We start from the raw sequence: 16707 nt of genomic DNA on the forward strand, positions 1-16707 counted from the left end.
GGTTTGAAATGACTTCTGTTCAGTCCTCGACCCGGTTGCCATGCGGCAACCGGGTTCTCGATTTGGCCCAGACGCATGTCATGGGCATTCTCAATGTCACTCCCGATTCATTCTCTGACGGCGGCCAATACAGCCAGCTCGACGCGGCCTTGCGTCACGCTGAGGCCATGGTGTTGGCTGGCGCGACGCTGATTGATGTCGGCGGCGAATCGACCCGGCCCGGTGCCAGGGCGGTTTCCCCCCTCGAAGAGCTGGAGCGCGTAGCGCCGATCGTTGAGCGCATCAATCGCGAGCTGGATGTGATCATCTCGGTCGATACCTCCACGCCAGCCGTCATGCGTGAAACCGCGCGGCTTGGGGCAGGTTTGATCAATGACGTTCGCGCATTGCGCCGTGAAGGCGCCCTTGACGCGGCCGCGGACACCGGTTTGCCGGTTTGTCTGATGCATATGCTGGGCGAGCCGGGCGACATGCAGGACAATCCGCATTATCAGGACGTGACCAAGGAAGTGAGCGAGTTTCTCGCCGAGCGCATGGCGCAGTGTGCATTGGTCGGAATTCCGGCTGAACGGATCATCCTGGATCCGGGTTTCGGCTTCGCCAAAAACTTGCAGCACAATCTAAGTTTGTTCAAACATATGGAAGCCCTGCATATCTTCGGGCGCCCCTTGTTGGTCGGGGTTTCGCGCAAGAGCATGATAGGTCAGGCCTTGAATCGCCCGGTTGGAGAGCGACTGCATGGCGGTTTGGCGCTCGCGGCGCTGGCTTCATTCAAGGGGGCGCGTATATTGCGCGTCCATGATGTGGCCGAAACCGTCGATGTGGTGCGAATGATCGCTGCAGTGGAATCAGCCGAATAAGAATGATGGAGTACTTATGACTAAGAAATACTTTGGCACCGACGGGATTCGTGGTCGGGTCGGCGAATATCCGATTACTCCTGAATTCATGCTCAAGCTCGGCTGGGCTGCAGGCATGGCGTTCCGCAAAATGGGCGCCTGCAAGGTGCTGGTGGGCAAGGACACCCGGATCTCCGGGTACATGTTCGAATCGGCGCTCGAGGCCGGGCTGACTTCGGCGGGTGCCGACGTGATGCTCCTGGGCCCGATGCCGACCCCGGCCATCGCTTATCTGACGCGTACGTTCCATGCCGAAGCCGGGATCGTGATCAGTGCCTCGCACAATCCTCACGATGATAATGGCATCAAGTTTTTCTCCGGAAAGGGCACCAAGCTCCCGGATGAAGTCGAGCACATGATCGAAGAGTTGCTCGACACCCCGATGACCGTTGTTGAATCGAGCAAGATCGGCAAAGTGTCGCGAATCAACGACGCTTCGGGTCGGTATATCGAATTCTGCAAGAGCAGCGTGCCGACCGGCACCAGCTTTTCGGGCCTGAAGATCGTGATCGATTGCGCTCACGGTGCGACCTACAAAGTGGCGCCAAGTGTGTTCCGCGAGTTGGGCGCCGACGTTGTTGTGCTTTCCGCACAGCCGAACGGCCTGAATATCAATGACAACTGCGGTTCGACCCATATGGGCCCGCTGCAGGCTGCCGTACTGGCTGAGCATGCCGATCTCGGGATTGCTTTCGACGGTGATGGCGATCGGGTCCTGATGGTCGATCACACGGGCGCCGTCGTCGATGGTGACGAGCTTTTGTTCATCATTGCCCGCGACCTGCATGAGCGTGACCTGTTGAAAGGCGGTGTGGTCGGGACATTGATGAGTAACCTGGGGCTGGAGCTGGCCCTCGCGGATCTGTCGATTCCATTTGTGCGTGCGAATGTCGGTGACCGTTATGTGATCGCGGATTTGCTGGAGCGCAACTGGCTGGTGGGTGGTGAGAACTCGGGTCATATCGTTTGCTTCAATCACACCACCACCGGTGATGCGATTATTGCAGCGTTGCAGGTGCTGATGGCATTGCAGACGCGCTCCGAAGGGCTGGGTCAGGCCCGGCAGGCGCTGCGCAAGTGCCCTCAGGTGCTGATCAACGTGCGGTTCGGCGGTGGTGCGAGCCCGCTGGATCATCCGTCAGTGAAAGAGGCCGGCGAGCGTGTGACCAAAGCCATGGCGGGCCGTGGGCGCGTGCTGTTGCGTAAGTCCGGTACGGAGCCGTTGGTGCGAGTCATGGTCGAAGGCGAAGACGAAACACAGGTTCGCGGCTACGCCGAAGAGCTGGCAAAACTGGTTACTGAAGTTTCTGCCTGAATTCGGCTTGCCAGCCATGATTGTGTTGGGTAACATCTGCGCCCACTTTGACCGACGAGGTACAGCATGCGTCGCCCTATGGTAGCTGGTAACTGGAAGATGCACGGTACCCGCGCCAGCGTCGCTGAGCTGATCAAAGGCTTGCGTAATTTGGCCTTGCCGAGCGGTGTTGATGTTGCGGTATTCCCGTCTTTCTTGCATGTCAATCAAGTGATTGATGGTCTGGAAGGCAAGTCGATCAAGGTCGGCGCGCAGAACGCTGCGGTGGAATCCAAGCAAGGTGCGTTGACCGGTGAAGTTGCGCCGAGTCAGTTGGCTGATGAAGGTTGTTCCCTGGTGCTCGTCGGGCATTCCGAACGCCGCCAGGTCATCGGCGAGAATGATGAAACACTGATTCGCAAGTTCGCAGCGGCACAGGAATGTGGCTTGATTCCGGTGTTGTGCATAGGGGAAACCCTCGAGCAGCGCGAAGCCGGTAAAACGCTTGAAGTTGTCGGGCGTCAGCTCGGCAGCGTCATCGAGAAGCTGGGTGTCGGTGTTTTTGCAAAGGCAGTAATCGCTTACGAGCCGGTCTGGGCCATTGGCACCGGGCTGACTGCTTCGCCGCAACAGGCGCAGGATGTGCACGCAGCCATTCGCGCTCAGTTGGCGGCAGAGAATTCTGAGGTCGCACAAGGTGTGCGGCTTCTATACGGCGGCAGCGTGAAGGCGGCCAATGCGGTCGAACTGTTCGGCATGCCGGATATCGATGGGGGGCTCATTGGTGGAGCTTCCCTGAATGCAGATGAGTTCGGTGCGATTATTCGCGCCGCGGGAAACTGAAAAAATGCTGGAAACAGTCGTAGTCGTTTTTCATCTGCTGGGTGCATTGGGCGTAGTTGCTCTGGTATTGCTGCAGCAGGGTAAAGGTGCGGATGCTGGCGCGTCTTTCGGAGCAGGTGCTTCAAATACTGTGTTCGGAAGCCAAGGTTCCTCTACCTTTCTTAGTAAGTTTACTGCTATACTTGCCGCCGGTTTCTTCATAACCAGCTTGGGGTTAGGTTACTTTGCTAAAGAGAAGGCTCACCAGCTGACTCAAGTAGGTTTGCCAAACCCGGCAGTGTTGGAAGTTCCAAAGCAACAACCGGCTTCTGATGATGTCCCGGTGCTTCAAGAGCAAAAGTCGGCTACTCCAGCGACTGACGTGCCTCCAGCTCAAGAGCAAAAGTAAGAAGGGTTTCAAACGTAGTATTGCCGAGGTGGTGGAATTGGTAGACACGCAACCTTGAGGTGGTTGTGCCCATAGGGTGTAGGGGTTCGAGTCCCCTTCTCGGTACCAATTATCAGGAGAGCCCGCTGTTGCGGGCTTTCTTGTAGGTGGAAGGTTACATTGACCCTGTCAGGGATCGGTCGTATACTTCCGCCCCAGCTTTGTCGCGGGGTGGAGCAGTCTGGTAGCTCGTCGGGCTCATAACCCGAAGGTCGTCGGTTCAAATCCGGCCCCCGCAACCAGTTTAAGGAGCCCCTTTTAAGGGGCTTTTTGTTAGCTGGACACTTTCTACGCCGCTGTTCGACGGCGTTTCAAGGATGGGCGTTTCGCCCATTTTTTTATTTTGCATAGCATGCACATACATGCACGAGGGGGTTCAGGTGTCGAGCAAGCTAGAAGAGTTGCAGGCCTTGCTGGCCCCGGTGGTCGTGGCCCTAGGCTATGAATGCTGGGGTATTGAGTTCTCGGCTCAAGGTCGCCACTCAATGTTGCGCGTTTATATTGATAAAGAAGGCGGCGTGTTGGTGGACGATTGCGCCATCGTCAGCCGTCAGATCAGCGGTGTCCTGGATGTTGAAGATCCAATCGCCGTTGAATACACCCTTGAAGTTTCCTCGCCTGGCATGGAACGCCCACTGTTCACTATTGAGCAGTTTGCAAAATTTGCCGGTGAACAAGTGAAGATCAAGCTGCGCTCGCCTTTTGAAGGGCGACGCAACTTTCAGGGCCTTCTGCGCGGTGTAGAAGAGCAGGACGTCGTGGTGCAGGTAGAAGACCATGAATTCCTGTTGCCGATCGATATGATCGACAAGGCCAACATTATTCCCAGTTTTGACTGAGACGCGGATCCCGCGGATCCAATGGCTTGCGAAAGGCGAGGCGTACGATGAGCAAAGAAGTACTGCTGGTTGTTGAGTCGGTATCCAATGAAAAGGGCGTACCGGCAAACGTAATTTTTGAAGCGCTGGAGCTGGCTCTGGCCACCGCTACCAAAAAGCGGTTTGAGGACGAAGTCGATCTGCGTGTGGAAATCAATCGCCACACCGGTGCTTACGAGACATTCCGTCGCTGGACGGTTGTCGAAGAAGCAGACCTGGACGATCCGGCCATCGAAACCTGGCCGAGCAAGGTTGCCGAAACGCATCCTGGCGCCAAGGTTGGCGATGTAGTCGAAGAAAAAATCGAATCCATCGAGTTCGGCCGTATCGCGGCACAGACTGCCAAGCAAGTCATTGTGCAGAAAGTTCGCGAAGCCGAGCGTGCTCAAGTCGTTGACGCCTATCGCGAGCGCCTGGGGGAAATCATCTCCGGCACCGTGAAGAAAGTGACCCGCGACAACGTGATCGTCGACCTGGGCAACAACGCCGAAGCGTTGCTGGCTCGTGAAGACATCATCTCTCGCGAAACCTTCCGGGTGGGTGTGCGCCTGCGTGCGCTGCTCAAGGAAATCCGCACCGAGAACCGCGGCCCGCAGCTGATCCTGTCGCGTACCGCGCCGGAAATGCTGATCGAGTTGTTCCGCATCGAAGTGCCGGAAATCGCTGAAGGCCTGATCGAAGTAATGGCAGCTTCCCGTGACCCGGGTTCGCGCGCCAAGATCGCGGTCCGCTCCAAGGACAAACGCATCGACCCGCAAGGCGCTTGCATCGGTATGCGCGGTTCGCGCGTCCAGGCAGTGTCGGGTGAGTTGGGTGGTGAGCGTGTCGACATCGTCCTGTGGGACGACAACCCGGCTCAGTTCGTGATCAATGCAATGTCGCCGGCTGAAGTGGCGGCAATTATCGTTGACGAAGATGCCCATGCAATGGACATCGCCGTTGGCGCAGACAATCTGGCTCAGGCCATCGGTCGTGGTGGTCAGAACGTGCGTCTGGCCAGCCAATTGACTGGCTGGACCCTGAACGTGATGACCGAATCGGACATCCAGGCTAAGCAGCAAGCAGAAACCGGCGACATCCTGCGCAACTTCATCGACGAGCTGGAAGTCGACGAAGACCTGGCACAGGTGCTGGTAGATGAAGGCTTCACCAGCCTGGAAGAGATTGCCTACGTACCGTTGGAAGAAATGCTCAACATCGACGGCTTTGACGAAGAAACCGTCAACGAGCTTCGCGCTCGTGCCAAGGATCGTTTGTTGACCAAAGCCATCGCTACTGAGGAAAAGCTGGCAGACGCCCATCCGGCCGAAGACCTGCTCTCGCTTGAGGGTATGGACAAGGATTTGGCGATGGAACTGGCGGTGCGCGGCGTAATTACCCGCGAAGACCTGGCCGAGCAGTCTATTGACGACCTGCTCGACATCGACGGCATTGACGATGATCGTGCCGGCAAGTTGATCATGGCCGCCCGAGCCCACTGGTTCGAGTAATTAGGCGCGGCCTGAGGAGAGAAGTGCATGACGCAAGTCACGGTGAAACAACTGGCCGATGAGGTCAAAACACCGGTAGAGCGCCTGTTGCAGCAGATGCGTGAGGCAGGTCTGCCGCACACCGCCGCCGAAGAACATGTGACTGACAGTGAGAAGCAATCTTTGCTGACTCACTTGAAAAGCAGCCACAAGGCGAAAGTGGAAGAACCACGCAAGATCACACTGCAGCGTAAAACCACTAGCACCCTGCGTGTTGCTGGCAGCAAAAGCATCAGTGTTGAAGTCCGTAAAAAGAAAGTTTTCGTACAGCGCAGCCCGGAAGAAATCGAAGCCGAGCGCAAACGCGAACTGGAAGAACGTCGCGCAGTAGAAAATGCTGCTCGTCAGAAGGCTGAAGAAGAAGCCAAGCGTCGCGCCGAAGAAGAAGCGCGTCGTCAGCCTGCTGCTGCGCAAACCGCTTCCAACGACGCCGTTGCAGCGCCGGTTGCAGTTGCCGAACCCGTACGTGAAAGCGCACCGGTTGTTGCAGCTGCGCCAGCTCCGTCTGCTGACGTTCGCAACAAGCAGAACGAACAGCGCCGTCCGGACAAACCACGTGCCGACGATAACAATCGTCGTGGCAGTGGCGATGGCGAGCGCAAAAACGCTCCGCATCGTGCTTCGGTCAAAGAGAAAGCGCCTGCTCCACGTGTTGCGCCACGTACTACCGACGAAGAAAGCGATGGCTTCCGTCGTGGTGGTCGCGGCAAGGCCAAGCTGAAGAAACGCAACGCTCACGGTTTCCAGAGCCCAACCGGCCCTGTAGTGCGCGAAGTGAAGATCGGCGAGACCATCACTGTTGGCGATCTCGCCCAGCAGATGTCGGTCAAGGCGGCTGAAATCATCAAGTTCATGTTCAAACTGGGTACTCCAGCGACCATCAACCAGGTACTGGACCAGGAAACTGCCCAGCTGGTTGCCGAAGAGCTGGGCCACAAAGTGACCCTGGTCAGCGACACCGCCCTGGAAGATTCCCTGGCCGAGTCCCTGAAGTTTGAAGGTGAAGCGTTCTCCCGTGCTCCGGTCGTGACCGTAATGGGCCACGTTGACCACGGTAAGACCTCGCTGCTCGACTACATCCGTCGTGCCAAGGTAGCTGCAGGCGAAGCCGGCGGTATTACCCAGCACATCGGTGCGTACCACGTTGAAACCGAACGCGGCATGGTCACCTTCCTCGACACCCCGGGTCACGCCGCGTTTACCGCAATGCGTGCTCGTGGTGCCAAGGCGACCGACATCGTGATCCTGGTGGTTGCAGCGGACGACGGCGTAATGCCGCAGACCGTTGAAGCTGTTCAGCACGCGAAGGCTGCCGGTGTTCCGCTGGTTGTAGCTGTGAACAAAATCGACAAGCCGGGCGCCGATCTCGATCGTATCCGCAGCGAACTGTCGGTTCACGGCGTGACCTCGGAAGAGTGGGGCGGCGACACCCCGTTCGTATCGGTTTCGGCGAAAGTCGGTACTGGCGTGGACGAGTTGCTCGAAGCTGTTCTGCTGCAAGCCGAAGTTCTGGAACTGAAAGCAACTCCGTCGGCTCCGGGCCGTGGCGTTGTGGTTGAATCGCGTCTCGACAAAGGTCGTGGCCCGGTTGCAACCGTTCTGGTTCAAGACGGTACCCTGCGCCAAGGCGACATGGTCCTGGTCGGTTCGAACTATGGCCGTGTACGTGCCATGCTCGACGAGAACGGCAAGCCAATCAAGGAAGCCGGTCCTTCCATCCCTGTCGAGATTCTCGGCCTGGACGGTACCCCGGACGCTGGCGACGAGATGAGCGTGGTTGCCGACGAGAAGAAAGCCCGTGAAGTGGCTTTGTTCCGTCAAGGCAAGTTCCGCGAAGTCAAACTGGCCCGTGCTCACGCCGGCAAGCTTGAAAACATCTTCGAGAACATGGGTCAGGAAGAGAAGAAGACGCTCAACATCGTCCTCAAATCCGACGTCCGTGGTTCGCTGGAAGCGTTGAACGGTGCCTTGAACGGCCTGGGTAACGACGAAGTGCAAGTGCGTGTTGTCGGTGGCGGTGTCGGTGGTATCACCGAGTCCGACGCCAACCTGGCACTGGCCTCCAACGCTGTACTGTTCGGCTTCAACGTGCGTGCCGATGCCGGCGCTCGCAAGATCGTCGAGCAGGAAGGTCTGGATATGCGTTACTACAACGTGATCTACGACATCATCGAAGACGTCAAGAAAGCCCTCACCGGTATGCTGGGCAGCGATGTTCGCGAGAACATCCTGGGTACCGCTGAAGTCCGTGACGTGTTCCGTTCGCCGAAGTTTGGCGCGATCGCTGGTTGCATGGTTATCGAAGGTGTTGTTCACCGTAACCGTCCAATCCGTGTACTGCGTGAAGACATCGTTATCTTCGAAGGCGAGCTGGAATCCCTGCGCCGCTTCAAGGATGACGCTTCCGAAGTACGTGCCGGCATGGAATGCGGTATCGGCGTGAAGAGCTACAACGACGTCAAAGTCGGTGACAAGATCGAAGTCTTCGAGAAGGTTCAGGTTGCTCGCAGCCTCTAACTCGCGCACTTCAAGGGCCACGCCAAGCCGCCGCATGCAAATGCGCGACATAGCGTCAGGACTCTAAACGCAACGCCCGGTCTGGCTTTTGTCAGGCCGGGCGTTTGCCGCTTTCAGACCCTTCGGGTTTCACCGTGGGGCAGTAACAGGTAACAAGACATGGCAAAAGAATACAGCCGTACCCAACGTATCGGCGATCAGATGCAGCGTGAGCTGGCACAGCTGATCCGTCGTGAAGTCAAAGACCCGCGCGTCGGCCTGGTCACCATTACCGCTGTTGAAGTCAGCCGTGACGTCGGTCACGCCAAGATTTTCATCACCGTGATGGGCCAGGACAACGCCGAAGACATCGCGCAAAGCATCAAGGTGCTCAACTCCGCCGCCGGTTTCCTGCGCATGCAGCTGGCCCGCGAAATGAAGTTGCGCAGCGTTCCGCAGCTGCACTTCCACTACGACGAAAGCGTCGTGCGTGGCGCGCACCTGTCGGCCCTGATCGAGCGTGCGGTGGCTGAAGACAATCAGCACCCGGTTGCGGCAGACGCCGAAGACACCAAGGAGTAATCGGTGGCTCAGGTCAAACGTATCCGTCGTAACGTCAGCGGCATCATCCTGCTCGACAAACCGCTGGGGTTCACCTCCAACGCGGCGTTGCAGAAGGTCCGCTGGTTGCTGAACGCCGAGAAGGCCGGGCACACCGGCAGTCTCGATCCGCTGGCCACCGGCGTGTTGCCGTTGTGCTTCGGTGAGGCCACCAAGTTCTCGCAATACCTGCTCGATTCCGACAAGGGTTACGAAACCCTGGCGCAACTGGGCAAAACCACCACCACGGCAGATGCCGAAGGTGAAGTTTTGCAGGAGCGTCCGGTGACCGTTGGTCGATCCGATGTCGAAGCGGTACTGCCGAAATTTCGTGGTCAAATCAGTCAGATACCGCCGATGTACTCGGCGCTCAAGCGTGATGGCCAGCCGCTGTACAAGCTGGCACGTGCAGGCGAAGTAGTGGAGCGCGAACCGCGTTCTGTTACTATTGCGCGCTTGGAATTGCTGGCCTTTGAAGGTGATACTGCGCGGCTTGCGGTGGATTGCAGCAAAGGCACCTATATCCGCACCCTGGTGGAGGATATTGGTGAGCAACTCGGTTGTGGCGCTTACGTTGCAGAACTGCGACGTACCCAGGCCGGGCCTTTCACACTGGCGCAGACAGTCACGCTTGAAGAGCTGGAAGCGGTACATGCCGAAGGCGGCAACGAAGCGGTCGACCGCTTCCTGATGCCATCGGACAGTGGCCTGCTGGATTGGCCTCTGTTGCAATTCTCGGAGCATAGCTCGTTCTACTGGCTCAACGGCCAACCGGTACGAGCCCCGGATGCACCGAAGTTCGGCATGGTACGGGTACAGGATCACAACGGTCGCTTCATCGGTATCGGTGAAGTGAGCGAAGACGGGCGCATCGCGCCGCGTCGACTGATTCGGTCAGAATGACCGGACGAGGGTGGCTGTTAACAGGCACGGTCACTTCCTCATTTTTAGATACAGGGATTTGTCCCTGGCCTGTTGAAGCTGTTTTTTTGAAACAGTTTCCTGATAAAAGGATTGCCACATGGCTCTCGACGTTCAAGAAAAAGCTCAAATCGTAGCTGACTACCAGCAAGCTGTTGGTGACACTGGTTCGCCAGAAGTGCAAGTTGCACTGCTGACCCACAACATCAACAAACTGCAAGGTCACTTCAAGGCCAACGGTAAAGACCACCACTCCCGTCGTGGTCTGATCCGCATGGTAAACCAGCGCCGTAAGCTGCTGGACTACCTGAAAGGCAAGGATCTGGGCCGTTACCAGGCTCTGATCGGTCGCCTGGGTCTGCGTCGCTAATAAGCGATTGCGCTAGAGGTTGGTTGTCTGTCGTACGTCAGTGGGTTTCCCGCTGGCGTAGGGCAGGCTCCCAGCCTCAAGTTTTATCTGGATACACGTTTTACCCTGGACAGGCGTTGGGCCGATTCCCGACATTGCCCAAGAATTTCGCAAGAAGACAAGTTCCCCAAGAGCCACAAAAGAAGGTAGGACACCGTGAACCCGGTAATCAAAAAATTCCAGTTCGGTCAGTCGACCGTTACCCTCGAGACTGGCCGTATCGCCCGTCAGGCCTCCGGCGCAGTATTGGTCACCGTTGACGACGACGTCAGCGTGTTGGTGACTGTAGTCGGTGCCAAGCAAGCCGATCCAGGCAAGGGCTTCTTCCCTCTGTCCGTTCACTACCAGGAAAAGACTTACGCTGCCGGTAAGATCCCTGGCGGTTTCTTCAAGCGCGAAGGCCGTCCTTCCGAGAAAGAAACCCTGACTTCCCGACTGATCGACCGTCCGATCCGTCCGCTGTTCCCGGAAGGCTTCATGAACGAAGTGCAGGTTGTCTGCACTGTCGTTTCCACCAGCAAGAAGAGCGATCCGGACATCGCTGCGATGATCGGTACCTCGGCTGCGCTGGCTATCTCCGGCATTCCTTTCGATGGCCCGATCGGCGCTGCCCGCGTTGCGTTCCACGAAAGCACCGGCTACCTGCTGAACCCGACTTACGAACAACTGAAAGCATCGAGCCTGGACATGGTCGTTGCCGGTACTTCGGAAGCCGTTCTGATGGTTGAATCGGAAGCCAAAGAGCTGACCGAAGACCAGATGCTGGGCGCGGTACTGTTTGCTCACGACGAGTTCCAGGTTGTGATCAACGCTGTCAAGGAACTGGCTGCCGAAGCTGCGAAGCCGACCTGGACCTGGGCTCCACAGCCAGAAGCCACTGCGCTGCTGGGCGCGATCCGTGCCGAGTTCGGCGAAGCGATCTCCCAGGCTTACACCATCACTGTCAAAGCCGACCGTTATGCACGTCTGGGCGAGCTGAAAGACCAGGTGGTTGCCAAGCTGTCCGGTGAAGAAGGTCAGCCGACTTCCGCTGAAGTCAAAGCTGCTTTCGGTGAAATCGAATACCGCACCGTTCGCGAAAACATCGTTAACGGCAAGCCACGTATCGACGGCCGCGACACCAAGACCGTACGTCCTTTGAACATCGAAGTCGGTGTTCTGCCAAAGACCCACGGTTCGGCACTGTTCACCCGTGGCGAAACCCAGGCTCTGGTTGTTGCAACACTGGGCACCGCCCGTGACGCACAGCTGCTGGACACCCTGGAAGGCGAGAAAAAAGACCCTTTCATGCTGCACTACAACTTCCCTCCGTTCTCGGTAGGCGAGTGTGGTCGCATGGGTGGCGCCGGTCGTCGCGAAATCGGCCACGGCCGTCTGGCCCGCCGTTCGGTTCAGGCCATGCTGCCTGCTGCCGACGTGTTCCCGTACACCATCCGTGTGGTGTCGGAAATCACCGAGTCCAACGGTTCGAGCTCCATGGCTTCGGTCTGCGGCGCTTCCCTGGCCCTGATGGACGCCGGTGTTCCGATGAAGGCACCGGTTGCCGGTATCGCCATGGGTCTGGTTAAAGAAGGCGAGAAGTTCGCCGTCCTGACCGACATCCTGGGTGACGAAGACCACCTGGGCGACATGGACTTCAAAGTAGCCGGTACCGCCAAAGGTGTGACCGCGCTGCAGATGGACATCAAGATCAAAGGCATCACCGAAGAAATCATGGAAATCGCTCTGGGCCAAGCCCTGGAAGCGCGCCTGAACATCCTCGGTCAGATGAACCAGATCATTGGCCAGTCGCGTACCGAGCTGTCGGAAAACGCTCCGACCATGATCGCGATGAAAATCGACACCGACAAAATCCGTGATGTCATCGGTAAAGGCGGCGCGACCATTCGTGCGATCTGTGAAGAGACCAAGGCTTCGATCGACATCGAAGACGACGGCTCGATCAAGATCTTCGGCGAAACCAAGGAAGCGGCTGAAGCAGCACGTCAGCGCGTACTGGGCATCACCGCAGAAGCTGAAATCGGCAAGATCTACGTTGGTAAGGTTGAGCGTATCGTCGACTTCGGCGCATTCGTCAACATCCTGCCAGGCAAGGATGGTCTGGTTCACATCTCGATGCTGAGCGATGCTCGCGTCGAGAAAGTGACCGACATCCTGAAAGAAGGCCAGGAAGTGGAAGTACTGGTACTGGACGTGGACAACCGCGGCCGTATCAAGCTGTCCATCAAAGACGTCGCAGCAGCCAAGGCTTCGGGCGTTTAATCACTCCCCACGCCTGACCGCTTCAACGTTATAAAAAATGCCTCGCCGTGAAAACGGCGGGGCATTTTTTTGTCCGCATGAAATTGAGGCAATTTGGGAAGTTGCCTGACCCTAAAGTCAGTGCTAGGTTTAGCCCACCGCCCGTGTAGCTCAGTTGGTAGAGCAGCGCACTCGTAACGCGAAGGTCGCAGGTTCAATTCCTGTCTCGGGCACCAGCGACACTTTGTTTTCAAATGATCCACGAATGGTTCTGAAGGCCAGACAAACCGGGCTTCACACGGTTTTTTGCGTCAGAGAGATCCTTGATGATCCAGATCCATCTTCCATTCCCCCGATCAGCGAGAACGACATGACCGTTAAAGAATTGACCCAGGAAGCCAGGCACGAAGAAGCACTGAAGAAGTACTTGCTTGATTCGCCCCAGCTCTCCGATGAGATCAAGGACCTGCCCGCCGACGATCAGAAAGACCAGATCCAGTGGGCGTTCGAGGATGAGGCGGAAGCCCAGGGCTTGCAGCCGTGGGAACTGACGCTCAAGTACACCTCGAGCCCGGAAGAGTTCGAGGCGTCGCGCCTGGCGCTGCACAAAGAGGCGGCCGAGGTATTGGGCGTCGAGTGGGAAGAGTACTGCGAGATGAACAATCTGGTGGTCTGACAAAAACGCCAGCCTCAATGAGGCTGGCGTTTTTCATTCAACCAGGCGTGATCAGAGGCTCAAACGCATCGACAGATCGACAGCCTTCACGTCCTTGGTCATCGCACCAATCGAAATGTAATCCACCCCTGTTTCGGCGATCGGCAGCAACGTGCTTTCGTTGATACCGCCGCTGGCCTCCAGTTTTGCCTTGCCGCCATTCAGGCGCACGGCTTCGCGCATGTCATCCAGGCTCAACTCGTCGAGCATGATGATATCGGCACCGGCGGCCAAGGCCTCCTTCAGCTCTGCCAGGCTTTCCACTTCGATCTCCACCGGTTTGCCCGGGGCAATCTTGTGCGCGGCGTTGATCGCTTCAGGGATGCCCCCGCAGGCGGCGATGTGGTTTTCCTTGATCAGGAACGCGTCGTACAAGCCGATGCGGTGGTTGTGGCAGCCGCCGCAGGTCACGGCATACTTCTGTGCCAGACGCAGCCCCGGCAGGGTTTTACGGGTATCGAGCAGCTTCACCTGCGTCTGGCCAACGAAATCCGCCAGGTATTGCGCGCGTGTGGCCACGCCGGACAGCAATTGCAGGAAATTCAGTGCGCAGCGTTCGCCTGTGAGCAGCGAGCGCGCGGGGCCTTCGAGGTGGAACAGCGCCTGATTGGGTTTCACCCGTTCGCCATCGCGCACCTGCCAGTGCACGGCCACTCGCGGGTCCAGTTGCCGGAACACGGCATCGACCCAGGCGGTGCCGGCGATGACCGCGGCGTCACGGGTGATGATGGTGGCTTTGGCCAGGCGTTCGGCCGGGATCAGCTGCGCGGTGATGTCGCCGCTGCCGATGTCTTCACGCAACGCACGGCGCACGTTGGCTTCGATTTCGGCGGTCAGATCGGCGAGACGTAGATTCGGCATAACGGACTCCACAAACAAAGTGGCCCGATTATAGGGCCATGGCGCAGAGCAACCCAAGGCGTGAGAGACCTTCCGGTCGCTCTGAAACCTGTATTTGGTCGATTTGCCCGAGCCGTTGGCGCTAAGCGGCGGTCTATCCGGAACGTCTATTTCAATAAGAGGCCCAGAGTCCGCTGGCACACGGGACATCTTTTGCAAGATAATGCGCCTTTCATTTGACGTCATAGTTTTGACGTACTTTATGTCCCGAATTATTGAATGACAGCGGATGGGCAGTGTCCACCGTTGAGCGCCGGTGTGAGTCCGGCGCACCGATCTACCGACGCATCACCGTTTCAGGAGGCCAGGATGCACAACGACGGGAATGTAGTGCCTTTGCACAAGGCGGCTACCGATCAGGCGACACCTTCGCCGCTCGCCCGTGTGCCTGTGATTCTGCTTCAGGTTCGCGACAAGGCCGCGCTACAGCTCAGGCATGGTTTGCAGGAACTGTTCGATAACGCCGACGACACGCTGTTTGAAATGGCTGACCGTGCCCGCGACGACGTCGAGCAGAACCTCTATTTCGAAGCCATGCGCGACTTGCGCCTCAAGCGCAAAAGTATCGAGCGGGTTTTTCTGGAGCAATTCCTTGAGGCCTTTGTCGGGCTCACCCGGAACGACACTACCAAGCCAGCCTTGCCCAGGGCACTGGTCTTCGACACGCTGGCTGCGCAGTCCGGCGATGACCTGGAACGCAGCGTGGCGGTGGAGGCCATGGTCAACAAGGTGCTGAGCCGTGACGGTTTCGGTCTCGATCAACTGACCGCTCGGCTCAGCATGTTGCTGGGCAAGAAGCTGGTGGCTCAGCACAACCCGTTGGGCCCGGCGATGCTGTGTGAATATTTCATGGAGGCCGGGCGTAATCTGGGGGTGGAGATCAAGGTCAAGCTGATCATTCTGAAACTCTTCGAGCGCTATGTGCTCAGCGACACCGACCAGCTCTACACCGAAGCCAATCAACTGCTGATCGCCACCGGCATATTGCCCGACCTCAAGCCCGCGCCGGCGCGGCGTGCGACCGATCGGGCGGAGGCCAGTGTCCATGCCGAGCCCGCCGAAGCCGGTATCCACGCCGGTAGCATGCAGATCGACGATGGCGTGCAGGAAGTTTTCGCGGCACTGCAGGAACTGCTGTTTCACGTGCGCGGCAGTGTCGCGCCGACACTGGAAGTCAGCGCCACGGCGCAGCCGATTTCTACCCGCGACCTGCTGCGCCTGCTCTCGCATTTGCAGCAATACGTGCCGGCGCCTGCTGCCCAGGACGATTTCGACCTGCGCAACCAGCTTGAACAGCTGCTGACCCGGGTCAGCGTCAAAAGCGGCAAGTCGCGCGTTGTTGGTGTGGCTGATGAAGACGTGATCAACCTGATCGCCATGCTGTTCGAATGCATCCTCGATGATCGCAACCTGCCGGATTCTCTCAAGGCGCTGATCAGCCGCTTGCAGATCCCGATGCTCAAAGTGGCGGTGCTCGACAAAAGTTTCTTCAGTCGCAGTAGTCATCCGGCACGCCGTCTGCTCAACGAAATCGCCGCTGCCGCCATGGGGTGGGGGGAATGCGATGACTATCAGCGCGACAGTCTGTACTTGCGTATCGAGCAAGTGGTTCAGCGCTTGTTGAACGATTTTGTCGACGATCCAGCTATTTTTTCCGAACTGTTGGCGGATTTTCTCGCGTTCACCAGCGATGAACGTCGTCGCAGCGAGCTGCTGGAACAACGCACCCGCGACGCTGAAGAAGGTCGCGCCAAAACCGAAATGGCCCGTCAGCGTGTCGAACGGGCGCTGAACCAGGTGCTGATGGGCAAGATTCTGCCGCAGCGGGTGGTGGCGTTTGTCCAGGAGGCCTGGAGCCAGGTACTGTTGCTGACCTGCCTCAAGCACGGCGATCAGTCGGCCGAATGGCAAGCCGATGTGCAAACCATGGAACAGCTGGTCTGGAGCGTGCAGCGGCATGACGAACCTGACGCCAGCCTGCGCCTGTTGGCGCTGGTGCCGGGGTTGCTCAAGTCCCTGCGTGACGGGTTGAACAGTTCGGCGTTCGATCCGTTCGCCACCGGCGAGTTTTTCAGTGAGCTGGAAAGCCTGCACGTTCAGCTGTTCGAGCGCCCGGATCAGACTCCGGCATCCACCCGGGAAGCCGATGCGCCGGTGATGGTGCAAGTGCAGGAAGAAATCGTACTGCGCACCGCTGACGAAGGGGCGGTGGCGTCGACCTCCGCACGTTTGTCGACGGATGATGCGGGGCTGATTCAGGTCGATCAACTGCGCGTGGGCTGCTGGGTCGAGTTTCAGGAGGAGGAAGATCACAACCTGCGCTGCAAGCTGGCTGCGATCATCGAGGCCACGGGCAACTACATTTTCGTCGACCGCACCGGGATGAAAGTACTGGAACGCAGCCGTACCGGCCTGGCCCTGGATTTTCGCCGGGGTGCGGTGCGAATCCTGGACGACACCTTGCTCTTCGACCGGGCGCTGGAGTCGGTCATCGGCAACCTGCGGCGTCTCAATCGCGGCAAGTGATCGCGCGCCAGGGGGCTATCGCGGCATAC

At 58.1% G+C, this 16707-nt stretch carries 14 protein-coding genes and 3 tRNA genes; 16 read left to right on the forward strand and 1 reads right to left on the reverse strand.

Annotated elements, in window-relative coordinates:
- Positions 1-8 precede the first annotated feature (8 nt).
- The 15 genes from folP (at position 9) to ACM6IQ_RS16600 (ending at position 13213) form a co-directional block, all read left to right on the forward strand.
- On the forward strand, positions 9-860 hold the full coding sequence (gene folP, locus ACM6IQ_RS16530) for a dihydropteroate synthase (RefSeq protein WP_017336470.1): 852 nt from the start codon (positions 9-11) through the stop codon (positions 858-860).
- 16 nt (positions 861-876) lie between these two features.
- A complete protein-coding gene (gene glmM, locus ACM6IQ_RS16535; RefSeq protein WP_017336471.1) occupies positions 877-2214 on the forward strand; it encodes a phosphoglucosamine mutase in 1338 nt (445 codons plus the stop codon).
- A gap of 66 nt (positions 2215-2280) precedes the next feature.
- Entirely contained in the window at positions 2281-3036 is a 756-nt protein-coding gene (tpiA, locus tag ACM6IQ_RS16540; RefSeq protein ID WP_414879339.1) for a triose-phosphate isomerase, read from the forward strand.
- A gap of 4 nt (positions 3037-3040) precedes the next feature.
- Positions 3041-3424, forward strand: a complete 384-nt coding sequence (gene secG, locus ACM6IQ_RS16545; RefSeq protein ID WP_017336473.1) for a preprotein translocase subunit SecG — start codon at positions 3041-3043, stop codon at positions 3422-3424.
- A 22-nt stretch (positions 3425-3446) separates the two neighbouring features.
- Positions 3447-3532 (forward strand) — tRNA-Leu (locus tag ACM6IQ_RS16550).
- Positions 3533-3628: 96 nt separating this feature from the next.
- Positions 3629-3705, forward strand: a tRNA-Met gene (locus ACM6IQ_RS16555).
- A 138-nt stretch (positions 3706-3843) separates the two neighbouring features.
- Complete coding sequence (rimP, locus tag ACM6IQ_RS16560; RefSeq protein WP_010463487.1) at positions 3844-4302, forward strand: ribosome maturation factor RimP; 459 nt, start codon at positions 3844-3846, stop codon at positions 4300-4302.
- A 47-nt stretch (positions 4303-4349) separates the two neighbouring features.
- Complete coding sequence (nusA, locus tag ACM6IQ_RS16565; protein ID WP_007900474.1) at positions 4350-5831, forward strand: transcription termination factor NusA; 1482 nt, start codon at positions 4350-4352, stop codon at positions 5829-5831.
- Positions 5832-5858: 27 nt separating this feature from the next.
- On the forward strand, positions 5859-8387 hold the full coding sequence (gene infB, locus ACM6IQ_RS16570) for a translation initiation factor IF-2 (protein WP_017336475.1): 2529 nt from the start codon (positions 5859-5861) through the stop codon (positions 8385-8387).
- A 159-nt stretch (positions 8388-8546) separates the two neighbouring features.
- A complete protein-coding gene (gene rbfA / locus ACM6IQ_RS16575; RefSeq protein ID WP_017336476.1) occupies positions 8547-8948 on the forward strand; it encodes a 30S ribosome-binding factor RbfA in 402 nt (133 codons plus the stop codon).
- A 3-nt stretch (positions 8949-8951) separates the two neighbouring features.
- On the forward strand, positions 8952-9869 hold the full coding sequence (truB, locus tag ACM6IQ_RS16580; RefSeq protein WP_017336477.1) for a tRNA pseudouridine(55) synthase TruB: 918 nt from the start codon (positions 8952-8954) through the stop codon (positions 9867-9869).
- A gap of 118 nt (positions 9870-9987) precedes the next feature.
- Complete coding sequence (gene rpsO / locus ACM6IQ_RS16585) at positions 9988-10257, forward strand: 30S ribosomal protein S15 (protein WP_003176135.1); 270 nt, start codon at positions 9988-9990, stop codon at positions 10255-10257.
- Between the two features lie 195 nt (positions 10258-10452).
- A complete protein-coding gene (gene pnp, locus ACM6IQ_RS16590) occupies positions 10453-12558 on the forward strand; it encodes a polyribonucleotide nucleotidyltransferase (RefSeq protein WP_414879340.1) in 2106 nt (701 codons plus the stop codon).
- A gap of 139 nt (positions 12559-12697) precedes the next feature.
- Positions 12698-12773 (forward strand) — tRNA-Thr (locus ACM6IQ_RS16595).
- A gap of 134 nt (positions 12774-12907) precedes the next feature.
- The gene (locus ACM6IQ_RS16600) at positions 12908-13213 is read left to right on the forward strand and encodes a DUF6388 family protein (RefSeq protein WP_031318375.1); all 306 of its coding nucleotides are present in this window, start codon (positions 12908-12910) and stop codon (positions 13211-13213) included.
- 51 nt (positions 13214-13264) lie between these two features.
- On the opposite strand, the gene nadC is transcribed toward ACM6IQ_RS16600, so the two are convergent.
- Entirely contained in the window at positions 13265-14113 is an 849-nt protein-coding gene (gene nadC, locus ACM6IQ_RS16605) for a carboxylating nicotinate-nucleotide diphosphorylase (RefSeq protein ID WP_052909685.1), read from the reverse strand.
- 348 nt (positions 14114-14461) lie between these two features.
- Between nadC and ACM6IQ_RS16610 the strand changes: the two genes are divergently transcribed.
- Positions 14462-16678 carry a DUF1631 domain-containing protein gene (locus tag ACM6IQ_RS16610; RefSeq protein ID WP_414879341.1) on the forward strand — a complete coding sequence of 739 codons (2217 nt, stop codon included), beginning with the start codon at positions 14462-14464 and terminating at the stop codon, positions 16676-16678.
- Positions 16679-16707 lie beyond the last annotated feature (29 nt).

It is taken from the genome of Pseudomonas sp. IT-P100, assembly GCF_949767185.1.
Lineage (GTDB): Bacteria > Pseudomonadota > Gammaproteobacteria > Pseudomonadales > Pseudomonadaceae > Aquipseudomonas > Aquipseudomonas fluorescens_B.